This is a genomic window from Deltaproteobacteria bacterium HGW-Deltaproteobacteria-18 (assembly GCA_002841885.1).
Taxonomy (GTDB): domain Bacteria; phylum Desulfobacterota; class Desulfovibrionia; order Desulfovibrionales; family Desulfomicrobiaceae; genus Desulfomicrobium.
Window position 1 is genome coordinate 80,239 of record PHBE01000014.1, and the last position, 20,292, is coordinate 100,530.

The 20,292-nt window shown below is 61.8% G+C and carries 17 protein-coding genes; 12 read left to right on the plus strand and 5 right to left on the minus strand.

Going from position 1 to position 20,292, the window contains the following annotated elements:
* Nucleotides 1-87: 87 nt before the first annotated feature.
* The 6 genes from CVU60_13365 to CVU60_13390 all read left to right on the plus strand — a co-directional run bounded on the left by CVU60_13365 (nt 88) and on the right by CVU60_13390 (nt 6,766).
* Nucleotides 88-1,485 carry a hypothetical protein gene (locus tag CVU60_13365; protein PKN41008.1) on the plus strand — a complete coding sequence of 466 codons (1,398 nt, stop codon included), beginning with the start codon at nt 88-90 and terminating at the stop codon, nt 1,483-1,485.
* 109 nt (nt 1,486-1,594) lie between these two features.
* A complete protein-coding gene (locus CVU60_13370; GenBank protein ID PKN41009.1) occupies nt 1,595-2,440 on the plus strand; it encodes a hypothetical protein in 846 nt (281 codons plus the stop codon).
* Nucleotides 2,430-4,559 carry a formate dehydrogenase gene (locus CVU60_13375; protein PKN41010.1) on the plus strand — a complete coding sequence of 710 codons (2,130 nt, stop codon included), beginning with the start codon at nt 2,430-2,432 and terminating at the stop codon, nt 4,557-4,559. The genes CVU60_13370 and CVU60_13375 overlap by 11 nt, the downstream gene beginning before the upstream one ends.
* Before the next feature lie 12 nt (nt 4,560-4,571).
* Nucleotides 4,572-5,129, plus strand: a complete 558-nt coding sequence (locus CVU60_13380; protein PKN41011.1) for a 4Fe-4S ferredoxin — start codon at nt 4,572-4,574, stop codon at nt 5,127-5,129.
* Between the two features lie 297 nt (nt 5,130-5,426).
* Nucleotides 5,427-5,759, plus strand: a complete 333-nt coding sequence (locus tag CVU60_13385) for a conjugal transfer protein TraR (protein PKN41012.1) — start codon at nt 5,427-5,429, stop codon at nt 5,757-5,759.
* Nucleotides 5,760-5,761: 2 nt separating this feature from the next.
* Nucleotides 5,762-6,766, plus strand: a complete 1,005-nt coding sequence (locus CVU60_13390; GenBank protein ID PKN41013.1) for a hypothetical protein — start codon at nt 5,762-5,764, stop codon at nt 6,764-6,766.
* Nucleotides 6,767-6,846: 80 nt separating this feature from the next.
* Here the strand turns inward: CVU60_13390 and CVU60_13395 are convergent, their stop codons facing one another.
* From CVU60_13395 to CVU60_13410, 4 genes are read right to left on the minus strand one after another with little or no spacing between them, the layout of a single operon-like run.
* Nucleotides 6,847-7,677: a hypothetical protein gene (locus CVU60_13395; GenBank protein ID PKN41014.1), complete on the minus strand. Its 831-nt coding sequence runs from the start codon at nt 7,675-7,677 to the stop codon at nt 6,847-6,849.
* A gap of 34 nt (nt 7,678-7,711) precedes the next feature.
* Nucleotides 7,712-10,372, minus strand: a complete 2,661-nt coding sequence (locus tag CVU60_13400; protein PKN41015.1) for a formate dehydrogenase subunit alpha — start codon at nt 10,370-10,372, stop codon at nt 7,712-7,714.
* A gap of 10 nt (nt 10,373-10,382) precedes the next feature.
* Nucleotides 10,383-12,179 (minus strand): NADH-quinone oxidoreductase subunit F, encoded by a 1,797-nt coding sequence (locus tag CVU60_13405; GenBank protein ID PKN41026.1) that lies wholly within the window; start codon nt 12,177-12,179, stop codon nt 10,383-10,385.
* Nucleotides 12,180-12,214: 35 nt separating this feature from the next.
* On the minus strand, nt 12,215-12,826 hold the full coding sequence (locus CVU60_13410) for an NAD(P)H-dependent oxidoreductase subunit E (GenBank protein PKN41016.1): 612 nt from the start codon (nt 12,824-12,826) through the stop codon (nt 12,215-12,217).
* 35 nt (nt 12,827-12,861) lie between these two features.
* Between CVU60_13410 and CVU60_13415 the strand changes: the two genes are divergently transcribed.
* On the plus strand, nt 12,862-13,302 hold the full coding sequence (locus tag CVU60_13415; protein PKN41027.1) for a DUF1810 domain-containing protein: 441 nt from the start codon (nt 12,862-12,864) through the stop codon (nt 13,300-13,302).
* Between the two features lie 71 nt (nt 13,303-13,373).
* On the opposite strand, the gene CVU60_13420 is transcribed toward CVU60_13415, so the two are convergent.
* The gene (locus CVU60_13420; protein PKN41017.1) at nt 13,374-13,697 is read right to left on the minus strand and encodes a carboxymuconolactone decarboxylase family protein; all 324 of its coding nucleotides are present in this window, start codon (nt 13,695-13,697) and stop codon (nt 13,374-13,376) included.
* Nucleotides 13,698-13,956: 259 nt separating this feature from the next.
* On the opposite strand from CVU60_13420, the gene CVU60_13425 reads away from it, so the two are divergent.
* The 5 genes from CVU60_13425 to CVU60_13445 form a co-directional block, all read left to right on the plus strand.
* Entirely contained in the window at nt 13,957-15,009 is a 1,053-nt protein-coding gene (locus CVU60_13425; GenBank protein PKN41018.1) for an FUSC family protein, read from the plus strand.
* A 133-nt stretch (nt 15,010-15,142) separates the two neighbouring features.
* Entirely contained in the window at nt 15,143-15,811 is a 669-nt protein-coding gene (locus CVU60_13430; GenBank protein PKN41019.1) for a hypothetical protein, read from the plus strand.
* Nucleotides 15,812-16,261: 450 nt separating this feature from the next.
* Complete coding sequence (locus CVU60_13435; protein ID PKN41020.1) at nt 16,262-17,362, plus strand: hypothetical protein; 1,101 nt, start codon at nt 16,262-16,264, stop codon at nt 17,360-17,362.
* A 232-nt stretch (nt 17,363-17,594) separates the two neighbouring features.
* Nucleotides 17,595-18,302, plus strand: a complete 708-nt coding sequence (locus CVU60_13440; protein ID PKN41021.1) for a hypothetical protein — start codon at nt 17,595-17,597, stop codon at nt 18,300-18,302.
* A gap of 57 nt (nt 18,303-18,359) precedes the next feature.
* The coding region (locus tag CVU60_13445) for a hypothetical protein (GenBank protein ID PKN41022.1) at nt 18,360-20,292 on the plus strand (1,933 nt) is incomplete at its 3' end.

Sequence of the window (20,292 nt, forward strand, 5' to 3'; positions counted from 1 at the left end):
TCGTTTTCCCAACCGACTTTACGTCCAGCGAAGATTCGTCGTATGATCTGAATCAGTTCCCATAACCGGCCCGGGGATCGCACTGAAATGGACACCTATCAGACCCTTGTACGCCAAGCGACAGGAGGCGATGCCAAAGCCTTCTCCGAACTTGTGCGCCGGTTCTCGTCCATGGCCCGGGCCGTGGCCCTGCAAAAACTGCGTGATCCCACCCTGGCCGAGGATGCATTGCAGGAAGCGCTGCTGGCCGCATGGCTGCATCTTCCCGGTCTGCGCAACCCTGACGCGTTCCCGAGCTGGCTGCGCGGCGTCGTGACCAACAGTTGCCGTCGCATGCTGCGCACGCGCACCCCGGACATCCTGACGTCCGATCTTGATAATATCGAAAACCTGCCCTCTGATGATCTGGACCCTTTCGAGCACTACGCCCGCTTCCAGACACGGGACATGATCCAGACCTTTCTGGAGGCTCTGTCGGGAGTCTACCGGGAAGCCGCCGTGCAGCGCTATCTGCTGGGCCGCTCCCACGAGGAGATAGCCCTGTCCCTGGGGGTGCCCGTAGGCACCATCAAACGCCGACTGCACGAGACCCGCAACCTGATGATGCGTGCGTTGGGCGGTCAGCGTGCCGAGACCATCCGCGTCGGCTACCTGCCCATCTCGGACCACCTCCTGCCCATGATCGCTCACCAGCACCACGATCAGAGGTCCTTCCATGTCAGCCTGCGTAAATTCCTGTCCTGGTCCGAGCTGACCCGCGCCCTGGTCAACGAATCCCTGGATGCGGCCATGATGATGGCGCCCCTGGCCATGGTCCTGCACAACCGGGGACAAGCCCTGAAGTGGGCGCTGGACGGGCATCACGAAGGCAGCGCCATCACCATGCATGCATCCATGCCCCGCGGCCGCTTCCAAAGCCGCGACCTCGCCGGAACGACCATTGGGCTGCCCCATCCCCTTTCCACCCACGGCATGTTGCTGCGGTCGGTCCTGGGCCTCGGACAGGGGACCGGACCGTTCCGGCCCGTCTACCTGAACCCGTCGTTCATGACCCGGCCCCTGGTCCAGGGAAACCTCGACGGATTCTTCTGTGCCGAACCCTGGGGCCTCATGGCCGAAAACGCCGGGGCAGGGACCGTCATGATCCGCTCCCGCGAACTGGCGCCGGACCACGTCTGTTGCATCCTCGCCGTGCGCACGGATTTCGCGCACAACAAACCCGAACTGCTGAACAACTATCTGAAGCTCATCAAATCCGCCGCGGACTACGCACACGCACGCCCCCGGGAGAGCGCAACCATCCAGTCACTCTACACCGGCGTGGACAGGGAAGCGGCCGCCTTCGTGCTGGACAGCGGATTCGTGACCTTCCGGGATCTTTCTCCCGACAGAGCCAGGGCCGAACACGTCATGGACCTGGCCGTACGCGCTGGCATGCTCGATCGCCCCTGCGACATGAACTCGTTCCTCCTGTCCAGCCACTAATGATTCCGGTCGGTTGCAAACCAACCGAACCTTTTCTCCCCTGCATGGCACTCTCCTTCAATGAGATCTGCGCCATACCGGCGCACGAACGCAAACGAGAGGGGATACCATGATCGAGATACGGCTGGTCCTGCCGAACAGACGGGAGTTCAGACAGGACGTCTACCGGCCCGGAGTCATCTCCCTTTCACGCATCCTGTGGGGCTCCATCGGCGCCGGCCTTTTCCTGGCAGCCATCGCCCTGACCAGCCATGCCACGGGCGTGGGAGTGCTCTACCCTCCCCTGGCCGCCACCTGCTTCATCGGCGCCACCTGCACGTACCTGCGCGTCGCGCGGCCCAAGTCGGTCATCGTCGGGCACTTCATCGCCACGGTGGGGGGGCTCCTGGGCGTGGCCGCAGGCGACCTGCTCTTCGGGGACACCGCCCTGGCCGTGCCCGTGAAGCTGTGCCTCGCAGTGCTGCTCTCGGCCGCGCTCATGCAACTCCTCGACGCCGACCACCCCCCGGCGGCCGCCACGGCGGCCATCCCGGCCATCCTGCCGCTGCCTGCCCCGGCTCTGCTCCTTCCTCTGCATATGGCCTGGGGCGCCGTCCTGGCCGTGATCTTCGGCGTGATCTGGAACCGCTTCTGGTTCGAGTGCCCGCCACCCGAGGAAGGCTGCGGGCGCAGCTGGTTCAATCTGGGCATGGCCAAACCCGACATCATAGGGGGTGGGATCTGCATCCTGGCCACGCTCTTCATGTGTGCCAAGCCATGGAGTGCGGCCGCCTACAATGCCGGTCTCTGGATCATGACGGCAGGACTTGCCATTCTTTCCCTGCACCATTTCTTCGGCGCGCGCGTGCTGGTCACGGAGGTGAAAAACAAGTGCACGCTCGCCACTGCGCCGACAGCGGACGGGCCCGATCCGATTTCCGGGCCAAACACGAAGGAGGAAAAACATGAACAGTAAATGGATTCCCACCGTGTGCTACCAGTGCAAGGCCGAGTGCGCCATCCTGGCCAGGGTGGAGGACGGGGTGCTCAAGGAAATCCGGGGCAACCCGAAGGCCCGCGGCAAGGCCTGCGTCAAGGGCATGGCCGGTGTGTCCCTGGAGTACAGCCCGGATAGGCTGACCCGACCCCTGAAACGGATCGGCAAACGCGGCGAGGGCAAATTCGAACCATGCACCTGGAATGAAGCCCTGGACGCCATCACCGGCAAGCTCGTCGCACTGCGGGACTGTGGCGAAGCCCACAAGCTCACAGCCAGCTTCTTCCCCCATTCCATCAGCGACCCAAAGTGGCGCTTTCTGAACGCCTACGGCGGCTTCATCAACACCGCCCTGCCGCACTGCGACTCGGCCAAGATAGTGGCCTGCATCAAAGCCATGGGCGGCGTGCCCAACCATCACATACCGCCGAATTTCGCTTCCGTGCCCAAGGGCGGAGTCATCATCCTCGCCGGACGTCACGCCATGGGATGCCTCGATGATGCAGCCGTGCCCCGCGACATATTGAACGCCAGGGATCGCGGCGCCATCCTCGTGGTCCTCGACCCCATCTTCACGGCCGACGCTGCCAAGGCCGACTGGTGGATTCCCGTCAAGCCCTCGGGGGACACCGCGCTTTTCACGGGCATGACCCACCACATCGTCATGAACGGGCTCCACAACAAGGGGTTCGTTGAGAACTGGATCCGCGAAGGCGACTTCGACAAATTCAGGGACTATCTCGCGGACAAGACCCCGGAGGCCATGAGCGAGATCTGCGACGTCCCGGCCCAGGACATTGTGAAGCTGGCCGAGATGTGCGCCTCGGCCCCTTCCGTGGGCGTGGACAGCTTCAAGGGCATCATGCTCGGACAGGCCCTGGATTTCGGGCACGCCTGGACCAACTTCCTGGCCGTGACCGGCAACATCGACAACCCCGGCGGCCAGCCCTTGCCCGACCTGACGCCGCTCTCGCCGGTCCTGCCCGCACCGGCCGGCCCGAACCTGGCGGAAAAGGGCTGGCACCGCACAGGGCCGGACAAGGACAAGTTCGGCAACTACTCCTTCATCATGGAGCCTACCTGGTACGAGGCCCAGGCCATCAAGAACGGCGACCTGAAGGTGCTTGTCACGGCGGAGTGCAACCCGGCCCTGACAGAGATGGGCCAGGAGGAGTGGCGCAAGGCCGTGACCATGACCGACGACAAGGGCCAGTATCTGCTGGAAATGCTGATCAGCTACGAGATAATGCTCTCCGAGACAGCCAAATATGCTGACTATGTGCTACCGGACAAAACCTACCTCGAGCGATGGGAACTGCTCTACATGCCCTGGTGGTACAACTTCGGTCATGGCTTGGCCCTGCGCCAGCCCGTGGTCGAAGCTCCTGGTGAATGCAGGCATTCCAACGAGGTCTTCATCGAGCTCGGCAAGCGTCTGTGCCCCGAATACTTCGTCTTCAAGGATGATCTGGAATACTACGACATCCAGCTGGCGGGCCTTGGTCTTTCGGTGGAGAAGCTGCAGGCCATGGGCGGGCTCTGGTCGCCCGGAACCATCGGCTTCAGGAAATATGAGCGGGCCGGCTTCGGCACACCCAGCAAAAAGGTCCACCTCTACTGGGAGGACCTGGAGGATGTGAACCAGGCCCTGCCGCGCGTGGGCCTGGCCCCCGAATATGAGGTCGATGCCGGAGAGTTCCCGTTCTTTCTCATCTCCTACAGGACCATCTTCCACCAGGGATCGGGCCAGTGGACCCACAACAACCCGCAACTGCGCGACCCCATCGGCGGAATCATGGAGAATCCGCTGCTCGTCAATACTGCCTCGGCCAAAAAGCTCGGCATCGAAGACGGGGCGTTAGTCACCGTGCGCTCCCGCACCGGCCGGATCAAAGTCCGGGCCAAGTGCACCGAGCGCATCCGCCCCGACTGCCTGGGCCTGCACCACGGCTTCGGCGCCACCGTCGGCCGTGTGGCGGTGCTTGGCGAAGGAGTCAGCGACAACGTCCTCATCCCGGATTCGGGCATGACGCTCGACTGGCAGGACCTGGTCGGCGGAGAATCGCACGTGTCCACCCGCGTCACCGTGGAACGATGAAGGAGGCAAGCCATGAAACAATTAAGTCTCGCCATTGACCTGAACCGCTGCATCGGCTGCAAGACCTGTGTGGCGGCCTGTCGCAATTACCACGGGCTTGTCAATCACGCCTCGGCCATGCCCGGCATGATGCCCTATTATCTGCGTGTTGAGAGCGATCGCCAGGGAACGTACCCGAACATCGCCATCCGATCCTGGGTCATGCCCTGCCAGCATTGCAGGAACGCGGCCTGCATCAAGGCGTGCAAGGCCGAAGCCATCGTCAAGGATGAACAGACCGGCATCGTGCGCATCCTTGCGGAAAAATGCCGGGGCAGCCGCGACTGCATCGAAGCCTGCCCGTACGGAGTCATCCAGTTCGACACGGCCGCAAGCAAGGCCCACAAATGCGACCTGTGCTGGGAGCGGGTGCACGTGGGCGAAAAACCGGTCTGCGCCGAGGTCTGTCTAACCGACGCCATCCGCTTCGGAGAGAAGGAAATCCTGAAGATGGAACTTGAGGCCGAAGGCAAGGAGATCGTGAAAAAGATGAGCGCCCAGTCCGTGATCTACTTCCGCACGCCCGGATAGGAAGCGGCTTGAAAACAGCGCATGAAAGGGTCGCACGCCGGGGCGTGCGACCCTTTCATGCGCTGCGAGGTCAAAAAGTGAAGCGACCGCATTCCTGATTGGACTTCATTCAATCAAAAAGATGGACCGACCCGGCCACTACGTCATTTCCGAGAAGACGGGAGGCCATGTATGCTACATGCCCGTATTCTCCCGTGCACATTGACCCTGCGTTGCTTTGGCATTTATAATGCGTGTTCACGTCGCGAGTGATCTCTGAAAAACGGAGCGGCCGCACAACCTATTCAAGGACCAAAAATGACCCCTGAACAGCGCCGGGAAATCAAGGCACGCATCAAAAAGCGCATGCAGGAGCTCCGGATCACCATCACCCAGCTGGAAGAAACCTCCAAGCCCGTATCCCTGGATCAGCCCATCGGACGGCTGTCGCGCATGGACTCCATGGCCAACCAGGCCATCAGCGGCCAGCGCCTGACGGATTCCAAACGAACCTTGATGCGACTTGAACGCGCCCTGGACAGGGTTGACGACGAACATTTCGGGATCTGCGCCGAATGCGGCGAAGATATCGCCGCCGGCCGCCTCCTGATCATGCCCGAAGCCACGCTTTGCGTGGACTGCGCGGAGTAGGCATGGCATCACCCCCCGCCCGTCACGTCCTGGCCACCAGTCAGACCCTGTGCTTCAACGCAAAGGGAATCCCCGTGGACTGCACGGGCAGCGGTCAGGACGGAGAGTTTCGCACCGGAATCGCGTGGCCGGTCCCAAGGTTCAGACTGCTGGAAAACGAACTGGCGCAGGACCTCCTAACGGGTCTCGTCTGGCCGCGCACGGCCTCCGTGGGCGACTTCCCCATGTCCTGGACCGAGGCCCTGGCCGCCGTGGCCGACATGAACCGCGAGAACGCCTTCGGCCATGCCGACTGGCGTCTGCCCAACCGCCGCGAGCTTTCAAGCCTTGTCAGCTACAACCACCATCGCCCCGCCCTGCCTGCCGGGCACCCCTTCACGGTCAGCCAGACCTGGTACTGGACCTCTACCACGGCCGCCATCGCCCCGGACTGCGCCTGGCGCGTACATCTTGAAGGCGGCCGCATGTTCTACGGAGACAAGACCCGCGACGCCATGGTCTGGCCGGTGCGGGGATACAGCCACGTGCTTGCCCGCACCGGGCAACGGCGGTGCTGGGACTCCGCAGGGAGTGTTATCGAATGCGCGGCGGCAGGCCAGGACGGGGAGTTGCGCACAGGCGCTCCCTGGCCGGAGCCCCGGTTTGTGGTCGAAGAAGGCGGAGTGCGGGATATGCTGACAGGACTTTTGTGGGCCAGGTCAACGGATCCGCTGGGGATCTGTACCTGGGAGGAAGCGCTGTCGGCCGCGACTGGAGGGCGCGAACAGGGCCGCAAATGGCGTCTGCCGACCATCCGCGAACTGGAATCGCTGGTCAACGCCGAGCACCACAACCCCGCCCTGCCCGAAAACCATCCCTTCACGGACATCCGCGAAGCCTACTGGTCCTCGACCAGCAGCGCCTACGCCCCGGACTGGGCCTACTGCCTGTATCTGCACAAGGGCGCCGTGGGCGTGGGTTTCAAGATGAAGAGGGAATTTCATGCCTGGCTCGTGGCAGGAGCGTAAGCGGCCCGAAGATTCTCCCCCGTCCATGACGCAGCACGGAGGAATTCAGGACAGCCGGTCTTCGAGACAAACGCGGCCGCCTAGTTCAAATACTTGTCTTCGATCCTGTCGACGGTTCCATCGTCCAGCATCTTCCTGAGTTCCGCATCGAAGCGCTCCACGAATTCCCGCGAAACGCGAGCTTTGGAAAAGCCCATGACCGTGCCCTTGTCGTCCGGACTTCTGAGACTGAACGGGGCCTGTTTCACTTCGGCCATCCTGCCTGTGGCCATCAGTTCGTGCTTGCCGACGATGCTGTTGACGATGAGCGCGTCAAACCGCCCCTCCAGCAGCATGCCCATCAGGCTTGCGACATGCGGCGCTTCAACCTTCACGATGGCCGCATCATCGGCGAACACGGACGGAAAGACGAAACCGCGCACGACTCCCACGCTCCTGCCCCGCAGATCCTCGACACGCCTTGGCTCAAAGGATGCGTCTTTCCTGGTGAAGAAAATGTAGCTCGTGTCGGTCCGGTAAGGCAGCGACCAGAGCAGATACCTGTCCCGCTCCACACGAAAACTCAGGGATGTGGTCAGGTCCGCCCGGCCTTGCTCCAGCAGGGCCAGCGCCCTCTTGAACGGGACCAACTGGACGGTAGTCCTGACGCCCATGTTTTCAAGGGCCGTCATGGCCACCTCCATGTCTATTCCCGGCCCGAGGGGGTCGCCTTGCGGCATGACGTAGGGTGGGTAGGGCGCATTGACCAGCACAACCTCCGCCGCCTCCTCGGCCGGGAGCGGCGTTGACCCGACCAGATTCGAAATCGTCAGAACTACAAAAATAAGTAATATTTTCAAATTGTTAATCATCAAAACAGCCTTGACTCCCGGTTGACCCCAAACAGCACAAGCCGTCACAACACCTTTCATGCAATCTGCTCGCCCCTGCCCGATCGCGTCTCCTTCAGCATGCGCTGATACGCACCGCGCACACCTTGAACTCCGGAATCCCGGCCGTGGCGTCGTGGGCGGAGTTGGTCAGGGCGTTGGCCGCCGCCTCGGCGAAATGAAAGGGAATGAAAACCAGCCCCGGCGTGACGCGACGCGTGACCGTGGCCGTAACCGTGATCTCGCCCCGCCTCGACGCCACCCGGACCTGCTGGCCGGGCGCTATCCCGAGACGCGCGGCATCCTCGGGGTGAATCTCGACCGGGCATGAGGGCATGATCCGGTTCAGGCCCTCGCTTTTGCGGGTCATGGTGCCGGTGTGATAATGCTCGAGCACCCTGCCGGTGCTGAGCACGAAGGGGTAGTCCAGGTCCGGCATCTCCGCCGGGGCTTGCGGGTGCGTCGGGATGAAGCGTCCCCTGCCCCGGGGAAAGGTCTCGCGGTGCAGGATGGGAGTGCCGGGATGAGCCTGATCCGGGCAGGGCCAGACGAGCCCCTCCCGCCTGATGCGACGATAATCGATGCCGCCGTAGATGGGTGCGGCCAGGGCTATCTCGCGCATGATCTCTTCGGGACGATCGTAGCCCATGGGCACGCCCAGGCGCGGGCCCAGAAGGTTCAGGATGCGCCAGTCCGGGAGCGCCTCTCCCGGACACGGCACGGTCGCCCGCACACGCTGCACGCGGCGGTCGGTGTTGGTGAAGGTGCCGTCCTTTTCAAGCGCAGACGCCGCAGGCAGGACCACATCGGCAAGCCGCGCGGTCTCGGTCAGAAAAATGTCCTGCACGACCAGAAAATCAAGAGCCCTGAGCCTGGCCTGCGCATGCGGCGCATCCGCGTCCGACACGGCGGGGTTCTCACCCATGATGTACATGGCCCGAAGCCCCGGCGAGGCAAACATCTCGGTCGCAGTGAGGCCCGGAGTCTTGGAGAGGGACATCTTCCACAGGCTTTCAATCCGCCCCAGAGCCGCACCGTCGTCCACCCGTCCGTATCCGGGCAGCACGCCCGGCAATCCGCCCATGTCGCAGGAGCCCTGCACGTTGTTCTGTCCCCGCAGCGGATTGATTCCCGCTCCCGGGCGGCCGACCTGACCGCAGAGCATGGCCAGATTGGCCAGGGCCAGCACCGTGTCCGTGCCACAGGTATGCTGGGTGATGCCCATGCAGTACAGAATAGTCGCGGCTCCCGCCCGGGCGTAGAGGCGTGCCGCCCGCTCAAGGTCCGCGGCCGGAATTCCGGTCTCGTACTGCACATATGCGGGGGTATAGACGGCCAGAGCCTCGCGCAACTCCTCGAACCCTTCGGTCCGGCGATCCATGAAGTCCCGATTCTCCAGGCCTTCGCGCAGGATGACGTACATGAGGCCGTTGATCCACGCGATGTCGGTGCCGGGCCTTGGGCGCAGCCAGAGGTGGGCGTGGCGGGTCAGGCCGATCGCGCGCGGGTCAACGACCACAAGCGTGGCCCCGGAGCGGGCGGCGCGCTTGATGCGATTCGAGAACACGGGGTGCGTTTCGGTGGTGTTGGAGCCGGTGACCAGGATCACATCGGCGTTGATCACATCGGCCATGACATTGGTCGGCGAGGCGCTGCCAAAGGCCTGCACCAGCGCCTCAAGGGAGGAGGCATGGCACAGCCGGGCGCAGTGATCCACGTTGTTGGTGCCCATACAGCGCGCCATTTTTTGAAACAGGTAGTTTTCCTCGTTGGTGCAGCGGGCCGAGGCCAGAAAACCCAGGCTTTGCGGTCCATGCTTCTCGCGCAGAGCCAGAAGGCGGGAAGCCACCAGTTCAAGGGCCTCGTCCCAGCCGGCCGGGACAAGCTCGCCGTCGCGGCGGATCAGCGGAGACGTGAGGCGGTCGGGATGCGCGGTGAAATCCAGGGCGAAACGCCCCTTCACGCAGAGGCTGCCCTCGTTGTGCCCGTCCATGGCGCCAAGAACATGCTGGATGCGCCCGTCCTTCACGTGCACATCCATCTGGCAGCCCACGCCGCAATACGGGCAGGTGGTGCGTACCGGCCTCGTCTCGCACAGGCGGGATTTGCCGCGCGCATCGTGAATGCTCAGCGCCCCCACCGGGCAGGCCTGAAGGCATTCGCCGCAAAAAACGCAGTCCGACTCGGCCAGTGTGGTGTCGCATCCGGCCACGATCTTGGTGGCCGCGCCGCGGTAGCCGAAATCGATGGCCTCATTGACCTGGATCTCGTTGCAGGCCTGCACGCAGCGCCCGCACAGGATGCACTTGGAAAAATCGCGGACGATGAACGGATTGCCGGTCTCGGGAGAATAGCGGGGTCTGGGCCGCTCGAAGGCGCCGGTGCCGACCCCGTAGCGGAACGCAAGACTCTGCAGGGCGCAATCTCCCGCCGCCGGGCACAGCAGGCAGTCATGATTTCCGGAATCGAGCATGAGACGCAAAATGGTCTTGCGGGCGCGGAGCACACGTGCGGAGTCGGTGTCGACAACCATCCCCGCAGCCGCCGGAGCCGCACAGGATGCGACCAGGGTGCGCGCGCCCCGGACCTCCACCACGCAGATGCGGCAGGCGCCCGTGGGCACGCAGTTCGGCAGATGGCACAGGGTCGGTATGAATATGCCGTGCGCCTTGGCCGCCTCCAGAATGGTCTGGCCGGGGGAGAAGGTGCAGGTGATGCCGTTGATGGTCAGTTCCATGGCGCTCCCGTCATTCGATGCAGTCAAAGGGACAGGCCTGGAAACACGCCAGGCATCGCACGCATTTTTCGCGGTCGATGCGGGCGGTCTGCTTTTTGGCCCAGGTTATTGCTTCGGCCGGACACGCCTTTTGACACAGCCCGCACTTGCGGCACAGGTCCTCCCGGACCTCGAACCTGAGCAGGGCCACGCAGCGCTTGGCGGGACAACGCTTCTCCTGGATGTGGGCCTCGAATTCGTCCCTGAAATGACGCAGGGCCGACAGGATCGGGTTGGACGCGGTCTGGCCCAGACCGCACAGCGAGGCGTCGGTGATGACCGCGGCCAGGTCCTCCAGCGTGCGCAGATCACCGGGCTTGCCCCGGCCTTCGCAGATGCGGGTCAGGATTTCGAGCTGCCGTCTGGTCCCCTCCCGGCACGGCGTGCATTTGCCGCAGGATTCGTCCTGGATGAAATCCATGAAGAAGCGGGCCATGTCGACCATGCAGGTGCGGTCGTTCATGACGATGACCCCGCCCGAGCCCATGATGGCACCGACCTTGGCAATGGCCTCGTAGTCCACGGGCGTGTCCAGCAGATGCGCCGGGATGCTTCCGCCCGACGGCCCGCCGAGCTGCACGGCCTTGCATTTGCGCTTGCCCGGCACCCCTCCGCCGATGTCGTTCACCAGCACGGACAGCGGCGTGCCCATGTCCACCTCGACCAGCCCGATGTTGTTCACGTCGCCCGACAGGGCAAAGACCTTCGTGCCCTTGCTGCCCTCGGTGCCGACGCTCGCGTAATGCGCCCCGCCAAGCCGGATGATGCGGCCGACATTGGCGAAGGTCTCGACGTTGTTGAGAATCGTCGGTTTGCCCCACAGCCCCTTCTGGGCCGGGAAAGGCGGCCTGGGGACCGGCATGCCGCGCTTTCCTTCGATGGAGCGCATGAGCGCGGTCTCCTCGCCGCAGACAAAGGCACCGGCGCCCTGGTAGATCCCAAGGTCGAAAGAGAAGTCGCCGCCCAGGATGTTTTCACCCAACAGGCCAAGGCTCCGGGCCTGTTCGATGGCGACGGTCAGCCGCTCGATGGCCAGGGGATACTCGGAGCGGCAGTAGATGCAGCCTTGGCGCGCGCCGATGGCGATGGCCGCGATGAGCATGCCTTCGAGCACCGCGTGCGGGTCCGATTCAAGGATCGAGCGGTCCATGAACGCGCCGGGATCACCCTCGTCGGCATTGCAGAGCACGTATTTGACCTCGCCGGGGGAAGCGGCCGCGAATTCCCATTTGAGGCCGGTCGAAAAACCCGCCCCGCCCCTTCCGCGCAGGCCGGAGGCCTTCATTTCGGACACGATGCCCGCCGGGGAAAGATCGAATAGCGCCTTGGCCAGCCCCTGATATCCGTCGTGGGCGATGGCATGGCCGATGTTGCCGGGATCGATGCGGCCCTTGTTGCACAGGGTCCAGGGCCGCTGTAGGGCAAAGAAGGGAATCTGATCCATGCACGCCACCGCGTTGCCTTCGGGATCGCGATAGAGCAGGCGCTCCAGCGGTTCGCCGCCCGCCGAGGCGACCACGTCGGCCGCATCATCCGGATGCACCTTGCAGTACAGGATGTTCCCGGGCTGCGCGACGGCCACCGGGCCCAGGGCGCAGAAGCCGTTGCAACCCGTCTCCACGACCTGCACACCCCTGCCCTGCCGTGCAGCCTCGACGCGCAGCGCCTCGATGAGCGGCACGGAACCCGTGGCATGGCAACCCGTCCCGCTGCAGCAGAAGACGCGCGGCGCGTCCGAGTCCAGCAGCGCCCTTTCGCGGTTGCGCATGGCAGCCAGGCCCGCGCGGTCCAGTCTGTTCGTCATCATTCGTACCCCTCCAGAATCTCGCAGGCCGAATCGGGCGTGACCCCGCCATGGGTATCACGGTCCACGACCATGACCGGCGCCAGGCCGCACGCGCCCAGGCAGCGCACCGGCTCCAGGCTGAATCGGCCGCTCTCGCAGGTCCCGCCGGCCTTGACGCCGAAACGCCGCTCCACGCGATCCAGGACCTCGCGCACGCCGCGCACGTAGCAGGCCGTGCCCGTGCAGACGCGAACCTGGTGGCGTCCTTTGGGCTCCAGGGAAAAGAGTGAATAGAAGGACACCACCCCGTACACCCTGGACACGGGAATGCCCATGCCCCGAGCGATGTGTGCGATGAGTTCCAGAGGAAAATAGCCCACTATGTCCTGGCACAGACGAAGGACGGTAATAAGGGCGCCCGGGGCATCGCGGTGTTCGGCAATGAAGGCGTCGGCCTGGACCAGGTGTTCTGCGGTGAGAGCGTTCAAGAAAACCACGCGGGGTTGGGGGTTGCAGCGGAAAGCCAAGTCATAGTGCAGGGCGCCGGGATGCGCAAACGTGTTTTGGACGGCCGCGCCGACAGGGTGGACGATATGGAGCGGATGAGCGTAATGGACACCTAGAACCATAGGCCATGGGCAGCGGCCCGGGCCGGGAGGACAGCATGCACGCCCACGACTCCTTTGACCTGAAGCGTTTTCTGCAGGCTCAGGAAAACACGTATGACCGGGCCCTGGCCGAACTGCGCGCCGGCCGCAAGACATCCCATTGGATATGGTACGTGTTCCCGCAGATCGACGGACTGGGCCGCAGCCCCGCGGCCCGGCACTATGCGATCAAGAGCCTGGCCGAGGCCAGGGCCTACCTCGCGCATCCGGTGCTCGGGGCCAGGCTCCGGGAATGCACCCGGGCCATGCTTGCGCTGCAGGGCCTCACGGCCCATGAGATCCTCGGAGACCCGGACGACCTCAAATTCTGCTCGTCCATGACCCTGTTCGAGCACGCGGCCGAGGACAATGACCTGTTTGGCCGGGCCATCGACACCTATTTCGCAGGCCGCCGGGACGCCATGACGCTCATGATCCTTGGAGCCGACGGGCTGTAACGACTAGGCCGGGCAATGCGCCCGAAATAAAGAGCCGCCAACGAAGGCGGCTCGAATCGACCGAGTCCAGATTATTTTTTACAGGAACAGTCGACGCCGCCCAGCACGATCTGCTTCCACTCGCCCAGGACGTCGTGGGTCCAGCAGTCGTCGGCACCCGCGGCCTCGCGCATGGTCAGGGCCAGGATGTAGGACAGCTCTTCCATGGTCGCGCCGGCGTCCAGAGCACCCTTGAAGTGCTTGAGCACACAGGGCTTGGAGCGCCCCTTGATTGACAGGGCCAGACAGATGAACTGAAAGGTCTTCTCGTCCAGAACATTTTTGCTGGCCAAAAGCGCGTCCATATTATCCATGGCGGCGGTGAACCCGGGAAAAAATTCAGCAAGCATGCGCATTGGAGTACCTCGATGAAGGGCTGCAGATTAACGGATTGGAAAAACACACCACGTATTAGGATCAATATTATCAAAAATATTACCACGCAAAAATAAACGACGCAACGCTTGCCGACCGGGAGACAACGAGCCTGTCGTTGCGCAACCACGCCCTGCGCTTGCGTTTTTTGGATAATGGGACCAGAGGGGCTTCCGCGTCGCCCGGCCCGGAAGGTGGCTGAAGACCCCGTGCAATACGATTTCAAAACAAGGAATGAACATGCCTTTCGTTGATCCGGACTCCCACCAGTCCATGCTCCGCCACGCCTTGAAAACCGGCATCGCCGCAGTGCTGGCCTATGGCATTGCCCATCTTTTCCATCTTAAATACGGCTACTGGGCAACCTTGTCCGCCGTCATCGTCATGCAGGTCTATGTTGCGGACTCCGTACAGATGTGCCTGTATCGCTTCTCGGGGACAGCCGTGGGCGCGCTGATCGGCATGATCGCCATCCTGCTCTTCCCGGCCACGCCCGTCATGACCGTGGTGGCCCTGTTCCTTTCGGTGGGCTTCTGCGCCTATATGACCCGCTACAACGCCAGATACCGAATGGCCGCCATCACAGTCTGCATCGTTGTCCTGGCCAGTATCGACCAGGAGAACCGCCTCGTCTTCGGGATGCTCCGAGTCGTGGAGATCGGCCTGGGCGTGGCTGCGGCCTTCTTGGTCAGCGTCCTCCTCTGGCCGGTGCGCGCCGGTACCGCCCTCAAAGCCAGGCTCATGGAACGGTTCGGAGACTGCGCCAGGCATTACGAAACCATCATGGACGCCTTTCTCGCCATGCAGTCCGGGCTTGATCCGCACCTTCTCGACCAGTTCCAGAAGGATATCAGGGATGACCGCGAGCTCTTCCAGAAGGTATTGCGCCATGAGCGCCGGATGTACCACGAGGACACCGACCTTTTGGGCCTCAAGGTCCGCACCCTCGAAAAATGCCAATCACACCTGCAGACCATGCTTCAGGCCCTGAACAGCGAGCAAGGACAGGGCTACGAAATCATCATGGACCGGGAACTGCGCGAACTCGCCTCCGTAACCGTGGAAGGCATGCGCGAAATCGTTTCCGGCCGGACGCCTTCAACGGACTTGCTGACAAAGGCTCTGGACGCTTCTGAGGCGAGGCTGCATGAACTGCGCATGGGTGGGGCGACCAGACGCTTCCATCTGCAGAAACTCGTCCAATTTTTCACCTTCTATCACAGCGCCCAATCCATGGGCAGAGACATCCTTCTTTACAGCCGAAACCCTTTGTTTTCAGCCCAGCCCGCATGACATGGCCCGCTGCATGCAATGTGTTTCAGATGCACCAAGATGACGGCACCACTGCAAATATTGACGGTGCATGAGAACAGACCTATGTTGGGATAATGAGCCAAAAACATCAGCCTCAAAGGAAGGCATCACCATGAAAAAAATCTTTATGATCGTATTGATTGTCGTATTTGCAGCGACCGGTTGCGCCACCATGGATCAGCAGTCCAAAACCACCAAGGGCGCCGTATACGGTGCGGGTGGCGGCGCTGTAGCCGGCGCCGTATTGGGCGGGATCATCGGGCGTGACGCCAAGGCCGCCGCCATCGGCGCCGCTGCCGGAGCAGCCATCGGCGGTCTGGCCGGAGCCGGAGCCGGGCGCATGATGGACAACCAGGAAGCGGAAATGCGCCAGGCCCTGTCCCAGTCCGAAGAAGTGGCGATCCGGCGCGAAGGCGACCTTTTGGCCCTGACCCTCAAGGGAGACGTGACCTTTGGCGTGGACTCCGACGTGGTCCTGCCCGGTCTCTACAACGAAATCGAACGCATCGCGCAGGTTCTCGTCAGATACCCGCAGACGACCATCGTGGTCGAAGGACATACGGATAGCACCGGTTCCGACGCCTACAACCAGCAACTCTCCGAGCGACGGGCCTGGAGCGTGCAGCGCCTGCTCACGGAACGCGGAGTCAATCCGTCCCGGATCAGCGCCGTCGGCTTCGGCGAGACCCGCCCCGTGGCCTCCAACGACAATCCCGGAGGACGCCAGCTCAACCGCCGCGTGGAGATCCGCGTAAACCCCAACACGAACCAACAGCCTTAGACTGCGACGGCGAAGTAACCTGAAGCGCCGGTCCCGGACCGGCTTTGCCAAGCACACAAGGGGGCCCGCGTCTTATGACGCGGGCCCCCTTGCTTTTCGGATTCGAGCACATGGCCGCGTCAGGGTGCAAGGCCCGACTCACGAGCCGGTGTTTCCGTGACGAACGTAAAATCCGCGGAACCGGAATACCTCGAAACCATGCACATCACCGTGCAGAGTTTGCGCATCCCTCGGCCGGGATGGAAAATCTTTCTCGAACCACCCCTCTGCCTGCACGGAACCACGTCGTCCTACCCACGACCATTGCGAGGCCATGCACCGAGAAAATGGGCCGATCAAGATCAGGTTCGCTTTTTGCTTTATCTGGAGGAAACGGGCCCGGCCTGGAGATAGGGTCTGCGGAAGTCCGGCGAACCATCTCGCCAGGGCAACCCATAAACAAGGCACACCATGAAAAAATCACTGGCAACATTCATCCTCCTTTCCGCGCTCGCGCTTTCTGGTTGCGCGCTGAGCGTCAGCCCTGTTCAGCCTCCGCATGCCGGCTTTTACGGCCATCCGTCTCTCGTCGTCATCCCGGGGACATACGTCTATGTCATGACCGAGGTTGCGGACGATATCTTCTTCAACGTCGGCTGGTGGTGGAGGCTGTGGGATGGGCGGTGGTACACGTCCCGGTACTACGATCGCGGCTGGAGCGCCTACACAGGCGCCCCCGGATTCTATCGTGAAATACATCCGGATTGGAGGAAATTCTACAGGCAACGGCGCTGGAACGGACACCCGTGGGACTGCGAACGCATCCCCGCCCCCAGCGTCCAGCGTGACTGGAAACGGTGGCAGAACAACCGCTACTGGGAAAAGGAAAAGAACTGGGGCGTTCGCGGTTTCCACCCGGCGCCGTATCGGCAGTCCGGTCTGGGCGAATCGGTCCGGGATGGCTCCCGACTCCGACAACCGGAGCAGCACCCGTCTTCCCGTTTTGAAGACCGTCGGCGTAAAACGGTGCAGACGCCTGACCACAGGCAGGAGTTCTCCCGGGAGCGTGGGCCCTCCCGATCCGCACAGCCGCTCTTTGCGAACCGGCCGACGGACGACCGTGATTCGAAAATTCGTGGCCAAAATCAAGACCGCGGCCCCCAGGCCCCTCGGCACACGCAACCGTACCTTGATCGCCGGCAAGCAAACGAGGAGGCAGCCAAGGCCCGGAGCGACCGAAAGAACCGCGAACGCCGGGAGTACCATCAAGACCGTCCGCTCTCCGATCAGGGACGGCAAAAGTCCGGTGACGTGAGCCGGCAGGGACGCGAGCAAGACCGGGTACGGTCCTCCCAATTCGGGCAACGGCAGCGGGAAACCATCCCGGAACGACCACAGCGGCGTGATGAATCCGCGTCCCGGAGCCCACTGGTCGAATCTCGACAAAAGGAAGAAGGTCAGGCGACGCCGCAACGACGGGAACGGCAACGTGACGAGGCCCAACGCCAGCGTACTCCGCAGGAGCTTCCCTGGCAGGAGCCCGGCCAGTCCGAAAGCATACAAACCCGGTAATCCCTCAAAAATTGAGTGGTCCGAAGTTTCCCGGCAGGTCAAACCCACCTAAAACATGAAGGCACTCATGCTGCAACACGTGGAAAAATCCCTTCTCCCAAGCATCCCTCACTAGCTTTTACCGAGAAAATATCATATTTTTTTGGTCAAGATGTAATCCAGTTCCAGTCACCAATCAGGGCGCTGTCGGTTCGGTGCCCTGCGAGGAAGATTTGCTGAAGGGAGTCGTTTCATGAGTTATTTTCTGACGTTATTGATGCTCCTAGTCTCTTCGCCTTGTCTTGCAGGTGACGCGCTCAGGATCAGCACCACGCTGGCTCCGCCTTTGAGCGTCCCCGAGGGAACAGGCATGCTCGACCGTTTGGCGAAGGAGACTTTCGCACGGGCAGGAGTGCCCGTCACCTTGGTCACCTTGCCCAGCGAAAGAGGACTGATCAGCGCCGCGTCTGGGGACACGGACGGCGACATCAACAGAGTGGCCGGCCTTTCGGTGAAGTACCCCGAGCTTGTCCAGGTTCAGGAAAAGAACATGGTCTATGAATTCATGGCGTTCACACGCAGGCAAGATCTTTCAGTCCGAAGCTGGGACGATCTGCGCGGCCTGGATGTCGGGTTCATCACCGGCTGGAAAATTCTGGAAGAGAACGTGGTCGCCCGGACGATCACCAAGGTCGACAATCCTGCGCAGCTTTTTGCCCTGCTCAGGAATGATCGCGTAGACGTGATCATCTTCGATCGATGGGGAGGCGGCCATTACCTGAGTGAATTCGGCTTGACCGATGTGCTCGTCGTGGAACCGCCATTGGCCGTACACGACATGTATCTCTATCTGAATCGCGAGTATCAGACGCTTGTCCCTCATTTAGAACAGGCGTTGCGGAGCATCAAGGCCGACGGAACGTACGAGCGCATTTTTGGTCAAGCTGACGGGCGTCCCTGAAAAATGAGCGGACAAGAATCGGCAAGCCCTTTCTCCTCGTTGAAACTCGCGTTTATTATGCGCGTCGTCGCGGCAAGTTTCTTCGTGTCGCTGATCGTCTGTCTGGTCATCCTCGGCTTTGAATACAGGCTGGTTCAGCAACAGATTGACGACGAGTTTGCAAGCATCGAACAGGACATCAAGCGAGGCCTGACGCAGAGCGCCTGGACCGCCAACACGGAGTTGCTCAAGGCGCAAGCCGAAGGAATCGTCGGACGCAGGCATATCGTCCATGTGAAGATTGTCCTCGACGGCATGGACACCATCACGCTCGGAGCCCCGCCCGAAGAGAGCCTGATGTCAAAATCGTTTCCCTTGGTGCAGGCCCACAACGGCCAGGACGTCATGCTGGGCACCGTGCACGTTACCGGCGGATTCAAGGAAATGCGATCCCAGCTGAGTCATATATTTTTGTTCATCCTTTTCACCCAGCTCTCGTGCGCCGCCCTTATCTCCTTCCTGGTGAGCAGAACATTTCGATCCACCGTGGCCAATCGTCTGCTTGAGATCTCATCTTTCGTCAGCGCCCTCAGCCTCTCGGCGCTGAGGACCCCTCTGCGCCTCTCCACGCAGCAGTCCCACCGGGACGAGATCGATATTCTCGCCGAGGGCATCAACGCCATGCGGATGAACATAGAGGAGCAGATGGCCGAGAGAATGCGAATCGAGGAGGCTTTGTCACAGGAGCGGATGATTTTGAAGCTCATTCTGGAAGACACCCTGGCTGGCTATTGGGACTGGGATCTGCAGTCGAACCAGGAATATCTGAGCCCGACCTTCAAGCGCATGTTCGGATACGAGGATCACGAATTGCCCAATTCGCCCGAATCCTGGCAACGCCTGATCTTCTCCGATGATTTGCCCAAGGTCCTAGATGTTTTTGGACAGCATGTCGCAAGCCGTGGCGAAATCCCTTTTTTCAATCAGGTCAGATACCGGCACAGAAAAGGGGGCACGGTCTGGGTCATCTGCTCCGGCCGGGTGATCGAATGGGATGAACAATGGCGTCCGTTGCGCATGGTGGGTTGCCACATCGACATCACGCACCAGAAGAAAGTCGAAGAGGAACTGATCCATGCAAAAAAACAAGCCGATGCGTCCAACCATGCCAAATCCGAATTTCTGGCCAACATGAGCCATGAGATCCGCACACCTTTAAACGGCATTCTGGGCATGCTCCAACTGCTTAAAACATCCATTCTAGACAAGGAGCAAATTCAGTTCTGCGACTTGGGAATCCAGTCCACCAATCGACTGACCTGCTTGCTCTCGGACATTTTGGACCTCTCCCGGGTGGAGGCGAGCATGATGCCCATCCGTTCCAACCGTTTCAACCTTCACAGCGCAATGACTCAGGCCATTGATCTTTTCGAGCCTGTTGCCGTCCAGACCGGCGTAGCATTGACGCGTCATCTAGACCCAGGCCTCCCAATGTGGGTTGTCGGAGATCCCATCAGGCTACAGCAGGTGCTCACCAACCTGGTCGGCAACGCCTTCAAATTCACCAAAAGTGGGGACGTGCACATCGAAGCCTACGCGCTTCCGTCACGCAGCAACGATACATTGCGGGTTCTCTTCGCGATTGAAGATACGGGGTGCGGCATTGCGGATGAAGATCTTGAGAATCTTTTCCAACCCTTCACCCAGGCAAGCCAGGGATATACTAGGAACCATCAGGGTGCCGGATTGGGCCTGACCATCTGCAAGCATCTGGTGAGCCTCATGGGCGGGGACATCGCCGTGGAAAGCGAGGAAGGAGTCGGGACTACCTTTGTTTTTTGCGTGACTCTCGGCAATGGGGCGCAGTTTTGTGACGACGAGGTTGCGGTGGAGAACCACACCGCGCCACTGCTGTCTCGCCGGATTCTTTTGGCCGAAGACGACGAAACAACGGTTTTCAGTATCAGCAGACTGTTGGAAAAGTCCGGGCACAGCGTGACCGTGGCCCACA

Excerpts from the sequence above, each read along its gene's own strand:
- CVU60_13365 (PKN41008.1), top strand. The coding sequence starts at position 88 with ATGGACACCTATCAGACCCTTGTACGCCAAGCGACAGGAGGCGATGCC.
- CVU60_13370 (PKN41009.1), top strand. The coding sequence starts at position 1,595 with ATGATCGAGATACGGCTGGTCCTGCCGAACAGACGGGAGTTCAGACAG.
- CVU60_13375 (PKN41010.1), top strand. The coding sequence starts at position 2,430 with ATGAACAGTAAATGGATTCCCACCGTGTGCTACCAGTGCAAGGCCGAG.
- CVU60_13380 (PKN41011.1), top strand. The coding sequence starts at position 4,572 with ATGAAACAATTAAGTCTCGCCATTGACCTGAACCGCTGCATCGGCTGC.
- CVU60_13385 (PKN41012.1), top strand. The coding sequence starts at position 5,427 with ATGACCCCTGAACAGCGCCGGGAAATCAAGGCACGCATCAAAAAGCGC.
- CVU60_13390 (PKN41013.1), top strand. The coding sequence starts at position 5,762 with ATGGCATCACCCCCCGCCCGTCACGTCCTGGCCACCAGTCAGACCCTG.
- CVU60_13395 (PKN41014.1), bottom strand. The coding sequence starts at position 7,677 with ATGAAAGGTGTTGTGACGGCTTGTGCTGTTTGGGGTCAACCGGGAGTC.
- CVU60_13400 (PKN41015.1), bottom strand. The coding sequence starts at position 10,372 with ATGGAACTGACCATCAACGGCATCACCTGCACCTTCTCCCCCGGCCAG.
- CVU60_13405 (PKN41026.1), bottom strand. The coding sequence starts at position 12,179 with ATGCGCAACCGCGAAAGGGCGCTGCTGGACTCGGACGCGCCGCGCGTC.
- CVU60_13410 (PKN41016.1), bottom strand. The coding sequence starts at position 12,826 with ATGGTTCTAGGTGTCCATTACGCTCATCCGCTCCATATCGTCCACCCT.
- CVU60_13415 (PKN41027.1), top strand. The coding sequence starts at position 12,862 with ATGCACGCCCACGACTCCTTTGACCTGAAGCGTTTTCTGCAGGCTCAG.
- CVU60_13420 (PKN41017.1), bottom strand. The coding sequence starts at position 13,697 with ATGCGCATGCTTGCTGAATTTTTTCCCGGGTTCACCGCCGCCATGGAT.
- CVU60_13425 (PKN41018.1), top strand. The coding sequence starts at position 13,957 with ATGCCTTTCGTTGATCCGGACTCCCACCAGTCCATGCTCCGCCACGCC.
- CVU60_13430 (PKN41019.1), top strand. The coding sequence starts at position 15,143 with ATGAAAAAAATCTTTATGATCGTATTGATTGTCGTATTTGCAGCGACC.
- CVU60_13435 (PKN41020.1), top strand. The coding sequence starts at position 16,262 with ATGAAAAAATCACTGGCAACATTCATCCTCCTTTCCGCGCTCGCGCTT.
- CVU60_13440 (PKN41021.1), top strand. The coding sequence starts at position 17,595 with ATGAGTTATTTTCTGACGTTATTGATGCTCCTAGTCTCTTCGCCTTGT.